Annotated in this window: 12 protein-coding genes, 1 tRNA gene and 1 pseudogene; 3 read left to right on the top strand and 11 right to left on the bottom strand. The window is 29.8% G+C overall.

Annotated elements, in window-relative coordinates:
• Positions 1 to 124 precede the first annotated feature (124 nt).
• Positions 125 to 1,147: a stage II sporulation protein P gene (locus B3W71_RS01415; protein WP_346887153.1), complete on the bottom strand. Its 1,023-nt coding sequence runs from the start codon at positions 1,145 to 1,147 to the stop codon at positions 125 to 127.
• A 261-nt stretch (positions 1,148 to 1,408) separates the two neighbouring features.
• Positions 1,409 to 2,422 carry a GPR endopeptidase gene (gene gpr / locus B3W71_RS01420; protein ID WP_346887154.1) on the bottom strand — a complete coding sequence of 338 codons (1,014 nt, stop codon included), beginning with the start codon at positions 2,420 to 2,422 and terminating at the stop codon, positions 1,409 to 1,411.
• A 228-nt stretch (positions 2,423 to 2,650) separates the two neighbouring features.
• Here gpr and rpsT point away from each other — a divergent pair, with 228 nt between their 5' ends.
• Entirely contained in the window at positions 2,651 to 2,917 is a 267-nt protein-coding gene (rpsT, locus tag B3W71_RS01425; RefSeq protein ID WP_346887155.1) for a 30S ribosomal protein S20, read from the top strand.
• 152 nt (positions 2,918 to 3,069) lie between these two features.
• On the opposite strand, the gene holA is transcribed toward rpsT, so the two are convergent.
• A complete protein-coding gene (gene holA / locus B3W71_RS01430; protein WP_346887156.1) occupies positions 3,070 to 4,095 on the bottom strand; it encodes a DNA polymerase III subunit delta in 1,026 nt (341 codons plus the stop codon).
• Between the two features lie 41 nt (positions 4,096 to 4,136).
• On the bottom strand, positions 4,137 to 5,921 hold the full coding sequence (locus tag B3W71_RS01435; protein ID WP_346887157.1) for a ComEC/Rec2 family competence protein: 1,785 nt from the start codon (positions 5,919 to 5,921) through the stop codon (positions 4,137 to 4,139).
• Positions 5,922 to 6,604: 683 nt separating this feature from the next.
• Here B3W71_RS01435 and B3W71_RS01440 point away from each other — a divergent pair.
• Positions 6,605 to 6,958 (top strand): annotated as a pseudogene (locus tag B3W71_RS01440) (DUF4829 domain-containing protein); the annotation flags it as partial.
• 632 nt (positions 6,959 to 7,590) lie between these two features.
• Here B3W71_RS01440 and B3W71_RS01445 read toward each other — a convergent pair.
• The 7 genes from B3W71_RS01445 to B3W71_RS01475 form a co-directional block, all read right to left on the bottom strand.
• On the bottom strand, positions 7,591 to 7,722 hold the full coding sequence (locus B3W71_RS01445; RefSeq protein ID WP_346887158.1) for a hypothetical protein: 132 nt from the start codon (positions 7,720 to 7,722) through the stop codon (positions 7,591 to 7,593).
• Positions 7,723 to 8,151: 429 nt separating this feature from the next.
• Positions 8,152 to 8,430 (bottom strand): CD3324 family protein, encoded by a 279-nt coding sequence (locus B3W71_RS01450; protein WP_346887159.1) that lies wholly within the window; start codon positions 8,428 to 8,430, stop codon positions 8,152 to 8,154.
• A gap of 352 nt (positions 8,431 to 8,782) precedes the next feature.
• Positions 8,783 to 8,879 (bottom strand) — tRNA-Sec (locus B3W71_RS01455).
• 85 nt (positions 8,880 to 8,964) lie between these two features.
• Positions 8,965 to 10,872, bottom strand: coding sequence for a selenocysteine-specific translation elongation factor (selB, locus tag B3W71_RS01460; protein ID WP_346887160.1), 1,908 nt, complete (start codon positions 10,870 to 10,872; stop codon positions 8,965 to 8,967).
• 55 nt (positions 10,873 to 10,927) lie between these two features.
• A complete protein-coding gene (gene selA / locus B3W71_RS01465) occupies positions 10,928 to 12,310 on the bottom strand; it encodes an L-seryl-tRNA(Sec) selenium transferase (RefSeq protein ID WP_346887161.1) in 1,383 nt (460 codons plus the stop codon).
• Positions 12,311 to 12,352: 42 nt separating this feature from the next.
• Positions 12,353 to 13,381 (bottom strand): selenide, water dikinase SelD, encoded by a 1,029-nt coding sequence (gene selD, locus B3W71_RS01470; protein ID WP_346887162.1) that lies wholly within the window; start codon positions 13,379 to 13,381, stop codon positions 12,353 to 12,355.
• A 109-nt stretch (positions 13,382 to 13,490) separates the two neighbouring features.
• Entirely contained in the window at positions 13,491 to 14,162 is a 672-nt protein-coding gene (locus B3W71_RS01475; RefSeq protein ID WP_346887163.1) for a helix-hairpin-helix domain-containing protein, read from the bottom strand.
• Between the two features lie 153 nt (positions 14,163 to 14,315).
• Between B3W71_RS01475 and B3W71_RS01480 the strand changes: the two genes are divergently transcribed.
• Positions 14,316 to 15,614 carry a D-alanyl-D-alanine carboxypeptidase family protein gene (locus tag B3W71_RS01480; protein WP_346887164.1) on the top strand — a complete coding sequence of 433 codons (1,299 nt, stop codon included), beginning with the start codon at positions 14,316 to 14,318 and terminating at the stop codon, positions 15,612 to 15,614.
• The last annotated feature ends 21 nt before the right edge of the window (positions 15,615 to 15,635 follow it).

Consider the following 15,635-nt stretch of genomic DNA (forward strand, 5'->3'; position numbering starts at 1 on the left):
TTGAATAAATACTTTAGTAAATCAATATTCCGAAACGGCTGAACATTAATAATATATGGGCATGCTCAACATTTCTTTTAGATTAGTTTATTTTACGAAAGCCCCTTCAACATCTATCTCTTCTTTATCTTGAATTTAAATACTGTGCAACTACTCTACTCATATACTTCATAGAATTTTTAGCTTCTTGAAGAGTATTAGTATCAGCTCCTACTTCCATTAAAATTGCATTATCACTTAAATCTTGGCTGTAGTAGCTAATTCCACTAGGATAGGTAAATATGCTTCTTTCCCTGATTAAACCTGGATAAGTGTCATTTCCTATGGATATAATGGAATTTAAAGCATTCATATGAGCATTATACCTTGGGTCTTGCTCTGTAGTTACAAACATGACCTTGGCTATAGAATCATTTTCCACAGTATCGGTTACATATTCCTTTTTAGGTCCTCCATCTCTATGAAGGTCTATTATAAGATCAAAATCTCCGTAAGTATTTAAATGATTGGTTAGAGTTACCCTAGACTTTTCATAGGATCTATTGTAGTCGGCATCATGAATAGTCTTATCATGAATAACTGTAAAACCTAAAGATTCTAGATTAGCAGTAAGCTCATCTCCAACAGCTGCTACTGTGGTCGATAATCCACTGTTTCCCTCTGCATAAGCTTCATTAGTATGTGTATGATATATTAATATTTTCTTCTTTGAATTATCCTCTGGATTTCCAATTACTTCAACGGATCGCTCCACCTTATTTACGTCCGTATCTGTTAATTCAAATGGATTTATTGCAATCTGCTTTACTACCTTAGCATGTTCCTTTACATTTTCTAGGGCAGTTTTATCCTTTAGGTTCTCTTCATCTAAAAAGCTTATTTCTTTTCTAACTATCTCTAAAGGATTCCATGTGAATTTACCTATAAACTTAGTATCATCCTTGTTTACTGCAGGCTTGAAAATACTTACACTTTCTCCAATAAGCTTCATAAAAAAATTAGTTTTATTAATACTTTCTAAGTTATTATCATCCAATGCTTGTGTAGACCTTGATAGAACTATAGATATTATCATAACTACTGCTATTATAATTAGCATAGCTCTAGAGTAATACTTTCCAGCATTTGTCGTCCTTTTGTTATTCACCTTATCCCCCCCTGTTTGCGTTATACATAGGTATAATTAGTTATTCTAATAATGTATATGAGATAAAAATAAATTTTATTACTTTTATAGGTTATACCCCTCAGGGTTAAATGAAATGAAATCAAATTTAATGTAGGTTGATAAATAATCTATTGAAAAGTAATCTTCTGCTATAAATAAAATGTTGAACTATCATTTTAATAATGTAAATGACGGTTCAACATTTATCTAATATATATTAACTTCTAAATCTTAGCTTATTTAATTTAAATATGTGTTTATATCATCCAAAGTTAGAGCTGGCTGAAGCGATATATTGATGCCATTGGCAATTATTTTAGATACACTATCTATGACCTTATCAATATCTTTAGGAGTTACTACCATGCCACCTAAATCTGGGTCTAAAACCTCTCTAATTAAGGCTTGCCTTTCATCTCTATCTACTTCTTTAAGCATATTGTAAAAAGCACTTCCCTTAGTGGAAGATTTAATTAAACTATCTAAAACTAAGTCTATAGTATCATTAGCTATAGTTCCTGCATCAACCACTGTAGGTACACCTATGGCTATCACAGGAACTCCCAGAGTTTCCTTACTAAGCTCTAATCTACTATTACCTACTCCTGCTCCTGGAGCTATGCCCGTATTACCTATCTGAATAGTTTTATTTACTCTCTTAGTTTTTCTAGAAGCAAGAGCATCTATACAGATTATAATACTTGGCTTCACCTTATCTACTATACCTTTTATAATCTCACTAGTTTCCATACCTGTAAGTCCTAAAACTCCTGGAGATATAGCACATACTGGTACTACACCTTCATCTATACTATCTGGCACATATTCCTTTAGATGCCTACTTACCATTATCTTTGATACTACCTTTGGTCCTACTGCATCAGCAGTGATATTCCAGTTTCCTAAGCCAACTACTAAGGCTATCATATCATCTTTTAAATCTATTAATTTTGATAATTCCTTGGCCATAACTTCACTTACATCGATTATTCTCTGACCATCATAATATACAAACTCTGGGAATTCTAAAGTTATGTATTTACCTATAGGTTTTCCTATGGTTTTAGCTCCATTTTCGTCTAATATTTTAACAGAAGTAACCCTAACATTATTATCTATGTATTCATCTGACTCTACTCCTGATAATTTTCCAGGGTTATTTTCACTATAAATTTCCTTAGCTTCTAAGGCTAAGTCTGTCCTAACACTATAAACTACTTCTTCTTTATCTTTTGTTTTTTTCTCTTTTACCATTATTGTTACACCTCACTTGTAGGATTTCCATATTGTTTATCTATATACTATTCTATATATTTAGTTTTTCCCAAAGTTTCTTTCATATACTAATAAGGTTAAAGGTAAATTCTACTTGAAGTACTTATAATTTAATGTTATAATAGCTTTTGTTATATGAAACTCGTAAGCAGACTTCCCCAAAGCTGCCGCTGAGAGATGATAAAACTACAAGGGGGTGAATTAATAATGGCAAACATTAAGTCAGCTAAAAAAAGAATCAAAGTTACTCAAGCTAAAACTATGAGAAACACTATGATAAAGTCTTCTTTAAAGACAACTATAAAGAAATTTGAAGCTGTTGTAGCTAGCAACGACGTTGCTGCTGCTCAAGAAAACTTTAAAAATGTAGTTAAAGCCCTTGACATGGCTGCTTCTAAAGGCATAATACATAAGAATAAAGCAGCTAAGAAAAAATCTAGATTAGCAGCTAAATTAAATGGATTATCTGCTTAATAAATAAACCGGTGTTTCCACCGGTTATTTGTTTTTTTGATATATAAGTTTTATTGAAGTTTCTACATTAAATTTTCTTATAATCCTGGATTGCACTAAGGAATATTAATAAATTTTATTTATTGGAATCTATCTATTATTCGACTTGTTTCTTATCTATTCATCATAGTTTTCACCATCAGCATTTCAATGGCATTTTTTTGATCTACAGATTTACTCTTAATTTCACTTTCTGTATTAATACATATTTCTATATTCTTCTTTAAAGCTTCCTCTGAGAACTTCTTGCTTTGAATTATCATCTTATCAGCAATATACGGATTTAAGCTATATTCCTTTACTATTTCCTCTTTTCTAGCTCCTTTTCCAACCTTTATCCTTAAAGCAAATAAAAGCTTAAACTGACGCTCTATCATAGATAAAATTTTAGGTGGTTTTTCGCCTCTATATATTAACTGATTTAAAGTATCTATAGCTGCCTTTATATTTCTTTCTGAAAGGTAGGATACTAGGTTAAATATATCATTCTCCTTTTCATAGGGCGACATCTTTATTATATCTTCTCTAGTAACGTCTCTTCCCTCAGTATATAAAATGAGCTTCTCTATTTCATTATTCACTATGCTCATATTATTTTCAATGATGGAACAAAAATATCCAAGCTCACTTTTTCCTATGGATTTTCCCTTTTCTTCAAATATGGATTTTACTTTACTTTGAAATCCCATACCTTTTAGCTTATCAATTTTTACAATCTCACATACATTTTGGAGCTTTTTCACCTTATTACTAAGCTTTTCTCTATCATCTTCAAATACATAATACATAATTAAAAAGGTGTAGGGAGGTATATCTTTTAGGTAGTTTCTAAGGTTCTCTATATCATTTGCCCTATCTTCACCCTTTCCATCTCTTAAAAAGTTAGCCCTAAAGATTTCCACCATTCTATAATCACTCATAAAGGGTATAGTTTCACAATTATTTATTAAATTATCTATATCAATCTTATCTCCAGAAATCTTATTATAGTTAAAATCAGCAAAATTTTTATCTATCTTTAAATTTCTTATTTTATTTATACTGATCTTTATAAGCTCTTCATCTGAACCACAAAATATATAGCAATTCTTTAGTTTATTTTCTTTTAAGTCTTTTTCAAACTGTTCCAAGGTTATCAAAGAAAATTCCTCCACTCTATAAATTCACTGTAATATCTATTCTAGTGAACATAATTATGATATATTTTCCCACCAATAAGTTTGTAACTTTCATAATAATGTCCTAGATTAATTTCTTCTCTTTTTCTATTAATCCTTATTATATCATAATTCGAGTTTCTTGATGAAGAGTTACTTTCATAACAGCACTGAACAGCCTCCTTTTCACAGTCCTTATCTATAATTATATTACTAATTTTCCCTTTATAACTTATATCTAAAGTCATTTTATTATCCTTATCCCCTATTTTTATACTACAATTCTTTGAAAGCTTTAAATTTATATCCTCTTCAAATTCATCATAAATTCTATCTAATTCCCCATGATTTTCATAGACATACTTTAGCTTTACCTTTTTGGGGCTAACCATTACTCTTTTAGTTCCATAATCTATTTCTACAATATCAGTATTTTTACCAGCTATAAAATTTATTTCAGGGTAAATTATGTATTGTTCCTTTATAGTCAAAAGAAACAATAGTATAGGTAAATACTTTAATGACTTTACCCCTTTTCTTATGAGGATATAACTAAGGTATAGTGCAAGCACCATGATACCCTCTATGTAAGTAAATTCTAGCGGTAGTGGTAAAATATTTGCTAATAACTCCTCCATAGTATTAATTATAAGTAGTACTGAATTCGTTATTAAGGATAAAAGGTTAAATATTATTGGAATTCTACTAAACACAAAAAGAAGATTCCCTAATACTAACAAAAACGTATAAAATGGAATCAATAATAGATTAGAAATGAAACCACCTAAGCTCACGCTATTAAATCTTAATATTATATAGGGAGTAGTAAATACCATGGAACTAAGAGTTAAGCTAAAAGATGATGATATGAAATCTGGTAACCTGTAAAGCTTTCTTTTAATCTTATTATTTAAAGTAAAAATCCCTAATACTGCTAAAAAACTAAGAACATAACCTATGTCTAGTATGTAGTAAGGCTTTATTAAAAGTAATATAAATGCTGCAAAAGCTAGAGCTGATACACCTTCGTAGGTCTTTTTTATCTTGGGACTTAACACTAATAAAAGTATCATTATAAAGGCTCTAAAAGTAGAGCTTTTTCCTCCAGTAAAAATCACATAAAATAAAAGTATTGCTAGAGCTAGCTTATATCCAACTATACCTTGAAGTACTTGATAAATCAAAGACACATGTAGTCCAGATACACTTATTATGTGGGATATACCCAAAACACCAAATTCTTCTCTTTTATCATAATCGATATAACTATCATCACCACCACTTACTGCTAGTAAAATTGCAGCTCCCTCTGGATCTATAGTAGTCAGTAGCTTATTATAAAGCTGACTTTTTATCATATATCCCTTATATATTAGATCTTCCCTTAAAGGCTTAGAATCAATTAAATTATAATCTCCTATAATTCCTCTACTATAGTCTACCTTTCTCTGAAATTCTCCTTTTAATATGTACTGTCTTCCTAGTTGAAGACTTCCCTCATTAGAAAAAATTCTAATTCTTCTATTTTGTAAACTACCAATATAATAATTTGTTCCTTTATCTACTATCCTACACTTAACATTTTCATCTATATTTATTCCATAAAAATATATAATGCAGTTTATGAAAAATAGAATAGAAAATCCCATGACTATAAAAGCTAATGTTTTCTTAAAACCCTTCTTTAATAAAATCATATAAATTATTATAAAACCTATAGTCGGGAAGATTCCCATATATCTATATAGAAAATATATAGTGCATCCGAAAACTGCTCCTATACATATCTGAACCATTGATTTATCCATAATATCACCCTGTAATATCATTGCCACCCTTAGATATTGTAATTCAAATTAATGGAATATTATTTAAAATATATAAACCTCAATAAATAAAATTCATTAATATTTATTAATGTAATATAGATTATAAGCAAATTTTATGTAGAAACTTTAATAAAACTTATATATTTTAAATTATTCTACTAAATTTATATATGAGATGTTTAAAACTTATATTACTTGTCTATAATTTAGGTAATCCTAAAATTTATAAGTTTTGTAAATGTGATTCTTAACTTTATATGGAGTTTTTCTCCATATAAAGATTAGAATTCGTTATCCAATACCTACTTGTCCTTATTCACTAAGTGCATTATAGCAAGTAGGCATGGGACAAATCTATGTGCTTATACGAAAGAAAGAGGAAGTGGCAAAGTGTCACTTCCTCTTTCTTTAATATTTATATCTCCAAATTAAAGTGATTGCACTTTTACTTTAATAGTTTAAGCTATATAATTTATTCCTATTTAATCCACAAGTTCATAACTATTCCACCTACTCTACGCATATATTATACTTAGTATATTAGGAGGAGTAAAATCATGAAAAAACTCATATTACTTTTAATTACTATCGCACTTTCTATTGGATTAATGGCTTGAAATTCATCTACTCAAGACTCTTTAGAAGATAGTAAGTCAGTAGTTGAAAATCACTTTATATATCAAAACGAGAAAAATAAAGATAAACTATTAACCACCTTAACAAATCATTATAAACAAGGTAATACTGACTGGGAATTGGATAACTTAGGCAGCATCAAAATTGTGAACATAAATGAAGAATTGAATGAGGGCATTAGAAATAATTATCTTAGAAATGGAAGAGGAAGCATTAATAACATAGCTTCTGAAAATCTTAAGGTTTATAAGGTAGACTATGAAGTAAAATATAACCGTGATGGTATAGGACCTCAGGATAGTGGAACATATGAATGGTGGTATTTTCTTATTAGAGAAAATGAAAACTCTCCTTGGCTAATAGATGATTTTGGTGTTTAAATAATTACTTATTCTTAGAAGTAGTTATAAATATATAACTATACAAAAAGTTAAATATTTATATATGGAGCATTTTAACATTTTAACTAGTTAAAATGTTAAAATGCTGGTTAATTCATATAGAGTTAAGTGAATGCCATTTATGATCTCAACTATGTTACTGGCAGGTACTTTGGAAGAAATTCGGGCAAATAATTTTACCAAAGCTTTTCCTTTTATTTTGCAAAATGTTGACTGTTTATGTACAAGCTTATAATTCTCATCTATCATATTAAAAAATTTACATTTATGAATAAGTGTATTAAGAACTACTGTTGCCAAAGCATCATGTCCAATGGCCAGTCCATTTCATTTTTCAATAAAACTAAAATACTACATATCCATTTCTGGATAATACGGTAATTTTAATAAAGTATTGATTATTATTAAGTCTTTATTTAAGAAGATTTCAAATTAACTGACTTTTTTTCTTAATATAGAATCATAATCACAAATTCAATTTTCCCACTCTTTGATATTCTTCCAAAAGAATTAACCTTTTTAAATCCTATTCGTTTATGTACTTTTATTGCATGTTGATTAAAAGTTACTACAGTCAAAGGAAACCCTTTTAATAATAACTATATATAGCTCTAATTTACCCAATAATAAGTCTTAAGCCCATATACAATTAATACTGTTATAAGTACCGATATAAGTCCATATATTGTTATATAGTAAAACCATGTTGAGAAAGCTTTTAAGAGTAGTATTAAGTTATTCATTGTTAACCTCCTACTTTAATTTTATAGTACATTTTTAATATCGGATACTTTACTTAAATTATTTAGTATATTTTAAAAAATTCTATTTATAAATATAGGAGATGTCTATAATTGTAAAATTTAGTCTATTAGAATTATTAGATTAAAAAGCCTAAGAAGATATAAGTTATCTCAAGAAACAAAAATTAACGACAATGCTTTAAAGAGATATGTAACAATGAAACTTCATATTTTCCCCTCCATTTATCATTACTTATGTCTTTGTTATATCTACATTCTAACATTCATATTACTACATTAAAACCTTCTAAACGATTCATAACAGAACTTAAGCCTACCTAATAACCTAATATATTTAGTGTTATTAGAAAAAGTTAAAGAGTGAATCTAATCACCAAAATAACTTTTGATAGTTAGATTCACTCTTCTTTATAAATGTTTTAGTTTCTCTTTATTTATTATTTCTCTTATCCTTTTAGCGGAAAGATAATACATTGTTGTTAAATCAGTAATAGAAGCACCCTCAATATATTTGTAAAAGATTTCTTCATTTCTTTTCTCAAAAATACTTCTTGTCCCATTCTTTTCTCCCCAAGATTTTTGATTTTCATTTTTTCTTGGAACATATATGCATTCACCATCTACATATTGTTGAATTAGCTTTATTATCTTCTCTGGCAAAATGCTTTCTGCACTAATATACCCCATATCTTTGCCCTCCTTACTAAAATGACTCTTTGAGCAAAGACTACTTATAAAGTAATTTAGTATGTTGACAACTTGGCTTCTTCATAGCAGCCTTTGCTATGAATTTAAGAACACTTTTAAAGAAGGATATTTCATAAAATCACTCCATTCGTATTGCTGTTATGCTTTTATAATTCAAAATTATGTAACCAACTCAATTTTATGGTATCAGCATTTTCATAAACGGTCAACTTTATTTTGCTATAGCTATCAATTGGAATACAGTCTACATATCAGTTTAACATTTCAAAAAATAAAAAAATGGCTTAAACAATTATCTTGAATAATTGCTTAAACCAAGTAAGTTCAATGTTGGCGGGAATATGTGAGAATCGAACTCACCCGTCGTGGTCTTAGCACGGCAACTCGGTTTTGAAGACCGGCAGGCACACCAGCACCTATCTACTCCCATATTATTTCCTACACTTGGTATTATAAGATGTAATAGATAAAAAATCAAGTATTAAAATGGCTAATACTTGATCTTTTTCTCTATTAATGCATTACTCTATCATTTTCTACACGTTTAGTGAATTTTATACTATCTAGATGCTCTAGAATAGCAATGGCATATTTTCTGTTACTTTCAAGGAGCTCTCTAGCTGTAGCTGCTGATATAGAGCTATTTTCAAGGATATAATTCCTTATCTTATCTTTAGCTTCTTTATAATCTTCATTTAAAAGAGTACAATCTTCATTTAATTTAATTAAAATTTCTTCATCTAATAGAAGTTCATATACCATCTTAAATCCAGTCTTATCTTTTTCTTCTTGTACTATATCTGCATACTTAGGTGGAGTGAATTTTAATTTTTTATATTCATTTATTATAAAGTTTTTCATTCTCTCCTGCTCTTTATTTAAAGTTACATTGAAATCATACAAAGCTATAAACTTCTCACTAACTTTTACTGTTTTCTGATCTATTAACATATTTAATAGATCATCATAATTCTTTTGTTTTAGCTTTTTAGTAAATACTTTGTTTTTAGCTTCTTCCTTAGACATTCCAAACTTCAATGGATTCTTTTTATGGAAATTCTCTAATAGAACTTTTAGTTCCTTAGTTTTATCCTTTAAGAAATCTTGGTGAATGAATATACTATTATCCTTTCCACCTAGTCTTATTAGCTTACCTCCAGTCTCTAAAGCTTCTAACTCATATTCTATATTATCCATATTTTTTCCTAGATTCTTTAATATAGCTAAAGTATCTGGATAAATATCACTTAAGTTTTTCACTGTATTTTCTAAAATATTAGTGGATTTACCACTTTCTTTTAATTTTAATTCTTCTAAGTACTCAGCTGTGATTTTCTTAGATTTTTTAGCATTAGGCTCTATTATTATTCCTCCCGCTATAGTATTCATAGGAGAATAAGTCCTAATAATGTACCTATCATTTCTTTGAGCTGTAATTGGTTTTTCTAATCTAAGTTGTACATAAGCCCACTCACCTGGCTTAATTTCCTCTTTATCTAAAGGTACAATTCTACAAATTATTTCTTCAGTCCCATGATATAATCTTACTCTTTGTCTGTTTACTATAGACTTTTCAGCATTTTTTATATGATACAATTTGCAATCAATAATCAAAGATGGTTCCATAATATCTTCTTTAGCTACTACATTACCTCTTTGTACATCTGATACCTTAATATTTGCAAGATTTATAGCACAACGCTGCCCTGCTTCTCCAATTTCTGAAGGTACATCATGGACTCTTATCCCTCGAACCTTTGCTTTAACCTTACCTGGATATATCTCAACTGTATCACCTAAGGATACCTTTCCACTTATTATAGTTCCAGTTACTACTGTACCAAATCCACTTATGCTAAAGGATCTATCTACTGGTAATCTAAAGTGCCCTTCTGTATCCTTTGCTTCTACTTCTTCAGTAATATCATCTATATCTTTAATTAATTCTTCAAATCCCATCTTAGTCTTAGATGATACTGCATGAATAGGTGCATCTTCTAAGAAAGTATCTTTACACTCTTCCTTTATGTCTTCTTTTATCATCTCTAACCAATCAGCTTCAACTAGATCTGCCTTTGTTAATACTACTATACCTTTTTTTATGTTCAAAAGTTTTAATATTTCAAAGTGCTCCCTAGTTTGTGGCATTATTCCTTCATCAGCAGCTATTACAAGTAACACCACATCTATACTACTTATCCCTGCTAACATATTTTTAATAAACTTTTCATGACCTGGTACATCAATTATTCCTGCTCTTCTTCCTGAAGGTAAGTCAAAGTAGGTAAATCCTAAGTTTATGGATATACCTCTATTTTTCTCTTCTTGTAAAGTATCTGTTTCCCTTCCTGTAAGAGCCTTAATTAATGTAGTTTTACCATGGTCTATATGCCCAGCAGTACCTATAATTATATGCTTCATCTATTTTACTTCATCCTTTCAAAGCGACTTTTATCCATACAAGGTTTATTTCAGCCTACTCAAAAGCCCTAAAACATTGCACTATTTCATCAAAATCTTCCTTAAATAAAGTTCTTCCATCTAAAACTAGTTCATTGCTATAAACCCTAGCTATTAATGGAGTAGCTCCTAATCTAAGCTTTCTTTCCATATCCTCAGGTGAGAATTTATCGCTGGTAACCTTAATTACATAGGTTTCAATTTTTTCCGTAGGCATTGACCCTCCACCTACCATAGATTCTCCTCTATCTATATAGAAATTAAAGGACTTGGTTTTATTCTGAAGTTTTCTCTTAAGAAGTATACATTTTTTCTTTACTTCTTCCTTAGGCATTAAAATCATATTTAAAGATGGAATATTATCCACTGCTTCTTTTTCATCTATATAATATTTTAAGGTACCTTCTAAGGCAGCTAAAGTCATTTTATCTACCCTTAGAGCCCTAGTTAATTGATTTTTCTTCATCATATCTATGTATTTCTTTTTACCAGCAATGATACCAGCCTGTGGACCACCTAACATTTTATCACCACTAAAGGTTATTACATCAATACCCTTTTTTATCCTTTCTTGAACTGTTGGTTCATAAGTAAATCCATACTTAGTAAAGTCTATTAGAACTCCACTACCTATGTCCTCTACTACTGGGATTTGGTGCTTCTCTCCTAGTTCTACAAGTTCCTCTAAGGATACTCCTTCTGTAAATCCAAGAACTTTAAAATTAGATGTATGTACCTTTAAAAATACTCCGGTATTTTCTGTTATATTATTTTCATAATCATATAGATGAGTTCTATTAGTAGTTCCTATTTCTACCAATCCAGCTCCACTAAATTTCATAACTTCTGGTATTCTAAAGGAACCTCCTATTTCTACTAATTCGCCTCTAGAAACTATAGCCTCTTTTCCTTTCGCTAATGTATCTAATACTAACATTATAGCCGCAGCATTATTATTTACTACCATAGCTGCTTCTGCTCCTGTAACTTTTTTTATAATTTCTTCTATATGAGAATACCTAGAACCTCTTTTTCCACTTTCTATGTCATATTCTAAATTATTATAGCTACCTGCTACTGTTAGAACATTTTCTATTGCCTTTCTACCTAAAAGAGAACGACCTAAATTAGTATGTATAACAGTTCCTGTGGCATTAATAACTCTTTCTAGATGCATTTTATTTTTGTTTTCTAGAGTATGAACTGCAAAATCTAGTACTTGCTCTGTATTTAGACTATCTACATTTCCTTTTAATATACCATTTCTATAAAATTCTATGGCTTCCCTTAAGGATTCCAATACTATAGTCCTTGAATTCTCTTCTATTAACATATTTACTGATTGAAATTTTAAAAGTTCATCTATCTTAGGTAGTTTTCTTAATAATTCCTTATTCATATAACTTCTCCTATACACTACTTTAATAAGATATAAGTAATTTTACTCTACAATTAGAGGTACTTCATCCTTGTCAATTACTTCTCCAATGATGGCAGATTTTATCTCTAGATCCATTAATCTTTCCATCATAGATTCAACTTGATCCTTAGGGGTAGATATTAATAAGCCACCTGAGGTTTGTGGATCAAATAAAATATCTTCTAACCATTCTGGAATATCTACTAATTTATATTTATTCTCTAAATATCCTTTATTGTTATAGGTTCCTGCAGGGACTAATCCCATCTCAGCATATTCTCTAGCACCTTTAATAACAGGAATCTTATCCTTAAATAGTTTTATTGTTATATCAGAGGCTGATGCCATCTCATATCCATGACCCATTATTCCAAAACCAGTAATATCTGTACATGCATTTATATTATAGTCTACAATAATTTCACCTGCGTATTTATTTAGGGTAGTCATAACCTTTACAGCTTCATTATAAACTTCCTTGGATGCAATTTCTGCTTTTATAGCTGTATTAATAATTCCTGTACCTATAGGCTTTGTTAATATAAGCACATCTCCCACCTTACATCCGTGATTTTTAAGGATTTTATCAGGATGTACTATTCCCATAACAGATAGTCCATACTTGGGTTCATCATCTTCAACAGTATGTCCACCGATCACTACAGCATCTGCTTCTATTACTTTATCAGCACCACCTTTTAAAATCTCTCCTAACATATCTATATCAAGGCAATTTGGAAAGCAAACTATATTCATAGCTACTGTAGGCTTCCCTCCCATGGCATAAACATCACTTAGTGAATTTGCAGCTGCTATTGCCCCAAATGTATAAGGATCATCTACCACTGGAGTAAAAAAGTCTAAGGTTTGAATAGCTGCTATGTCCTCGGTTAGCTTGTAAACCGCTGCATCATCAGAGGTTTCTATTCCTACCAATAGGTTTTTATCTGACATTTTAGGTAATTTATCTAATATTTTTGAAAGGGTCTCCGGCCCTATTTTCGCTGCTCATCCAGAGGTCTTTGAAAGTTCTGTTAACCTTTTTGACATGGTTTTACCTCCTTAATTTATAATTAAAATTAAACTTTATTTCTTGTTAAAACTAAACTTTATTTAGAATTAAAATTATACTAATTCTTTAATAATTCTATACTAATACTCATTTTATGTCTACCTTATCTCTCAATTTCTCTAGGGTTTTTGCTCCTATACCTGTTATATTCGTGAGCTCATCTACAGATTTAAACTTTCCATTTTCATTTCTATAATCTATTATACTTTGCGCCTTTACCTTACCTATTCCTGGTACGGTCATCAGCTCTTCAACCGTTGCTTTATTTATATTTATTTTACCTTTTAAATCCACAGTTTTTAAACCATTCTCCTGCTGCCCTTGAACTTCCATTTCTAATTCCTCCGCGTCTTCTCCAATTTTATATATTTTAATACATTGCTCATCCTCTAAAACTTTAGAAAAATATATTCTTTCTTTATCAGATTCTTCTGTAAGTCCACCTGCCATGTCAATTAAATCTCTTACTCTAGAGCCTTCTTTCAATTCATATTCTCTAGGGTTTTTAACTTCTCCCTTTATATCTACAACTATCTTGTCACCATCTTTATTCCCTTGGCTTTCACTATCATTATTCTCACTATTGTTGTTTTTTCCATCTTCACTGGAATTTAGTTTCTTTAAAGATTCTTCTTCGTTAATAAATACTTCCTCATAGGCTTCCTCTTTATTACGATTCATCATGTAACCTGCTACTAAAAATATAATGCTAAGTATTAATATGGATAATGTCCCTATTATTTTTTCTTTCATCTTCATCTTTATACACCTCTCCATTAAAATTTTATCCATTTTTTTCATAAATTATTATGGAACTTCCAATTATTTTTTGATATAATTATATATAAATATATATATATGTTGAATTGGACTGTGAATAAAATTAAATATGTGTATAGTAAGGAGATTTCTATGAAAAAACTATTATTTGTAATGTTATCATTTTTTACTATAACATCATTAAGTTGTAGTAATGCATATGCATACTCAACGGAACCACCTTCAGTTACTGGTGAAAGCGTTGTTGTTATGGATGCTAATACAGGAGCAATAGTTTATGGAAAAAATGAAAATACACCTTATCCGCCAGCGTCTACAACTAAACTTATGACTGTACTTTTAACTCTAGAAAATGCCAACTTAGATGAAGTTGTAACTGTAGGCGAAATTCCTCCTACTATTGAAGGTTCCAAAATCTATATAGATGTAGGAGAAAAAATGACTGTAGAGGAAATGTTATATTCAGTAATAATGGTTTCAGCTAATGATTGTGCTGCTGCCCTAGCAGAACATATTTCTGGTTCTATTGAAGAGTTTGCTAAACTAATGAATCAACGAGCAAATGAGCTTGGTTGTAAAAATACTAATTTTGTAAATCCTCATGGGCTTTACGATGATAAGCATAGAACTACAGCTTATGATTTAGCTCTTATAGAAAAGGAATTATTAAAACATGAAAAATATATTGAAGTATCTAGAACTAAATGTACTGATTTAGAACCTACAAATATATTTAAAGAAAAAAGACCTCTTTGGAATGATAATAAATTGCTTCATGATTCTTATGACTGCTATTATCCTGATGTAATTGCTGGTAAAACAGGTTATACCGATGAATCTCTCCATTCTTTTGTAGCTTCTTCTGGTAGAGGTGATGCTAAATTTATAATAGCCATACTATATGATAAAACTAAGGCTTATTATAGTGAAACTCCAAAGCTTTTTGATTGGGCCTTTGAAAACTTTTCTACTACAAAAGCTTTTTCTAAGGGTGAAGAAATAGGTACCTACAAGACTACTAATGGTTCAATTATTCCTCTAGTAGCCGATAAAGACATCTTCTATACTAAAGATAACACTTCTGAAGAAAATCCAGCTATAACAATTAATACGGATTCCCTTAATAATAAATTTTTTAATAAAGGCGACACAGTTACTACAGCTTCTGTTAATTACAACGGCCAAAGCTATAGTTCTGAAGTTTCAAGTGGTAGTAATTACTCACAAGAAGTACTTCCGGTGTTTGGTAACTTAGTAACTACACAAAATAACACCATAAACTATACTAGGCTGTTTATAATTATTGGCGCATCTATTTTAGGAATTGTCCTTATAATATTTATTATTATATATATAATTAAAAGAATAAAATTAGCTAAAAAGAGAAAAGCTCTTTTTTCTTCTTCAAGTTCGCACAAACCCAAATATTAGTATGATATATTATGGGGCTTT

This window comes from Clostridium sp. UBA1056 (assembly GCA_002316385.1).
Lineage (GTDB): Bacteria > Bacillota > Clostridia > Clostridiales > Clostridiaceae > Clostridium_J.

Bases quoted from the DNA above. Each gene is read 5' to 3' on its own strand.
- gpr (WP_346887154.1), bottom strand. From the start codon at position 2,422: ATGGTAAAAGAGAAAAAAACAAAAGATAAAGAAGAAGTAGTTTATAGT.
- rpsT (WP_346887155.1), top strand. From the start codon at position 2,651: ATGGCAAACATTAAGTCAGCTAAAAAAAGAATCAAAGTTACTCAAGCT.
- B3W71_RS01435 (WP_346887157.1), bottom strand. From the start codon at position 5,921: ATGGATAAATCAATGGTTCAGATATGTATAGGAGCAGTTTTCGGATGC.
- B3W71_RS01445 (WP_346887158.1), bottom strand. From the start codon at position 7,722: ATGAATAACTTAATACTACTCTTAAAAGCTTTCTCAACATGGTTTTAC.
- B3W71_RS01450 (WP_346887159.1), bottom strand. From the start codon at position 8,430: ATGGGGTATATTAGTGCAGAAAGCATTTTGCCAGAGAAGATAATAAAG.
- selB (WP_346887160.1), bottom strand. From the start codon at position 10,872: ATGAAGCATATAATTATAGGTACTGCTGGGCATATAGACCATGGTAAA.
- selA (WP_346887161.1), bottom strand. From the start codon at position 12,310: ATGAATAAGGAATTATTAAGAAAACTACCTAAGATAGATGAACTTTTA.
- B3W71_RS01475 (WP_346887163.1), bottom strand. From the start codon at position 14,162: ATGAAGATGAAAGAAAAAATAATAGGGACATTATCCATATTAATACTT.
- B3W71_RS01480 (WP_346887164.1), top strand. From the start codon at position 14,316: ATGAAAAAACTATTATTTGTAATGTTATCATTTTTTACTATAACATCA.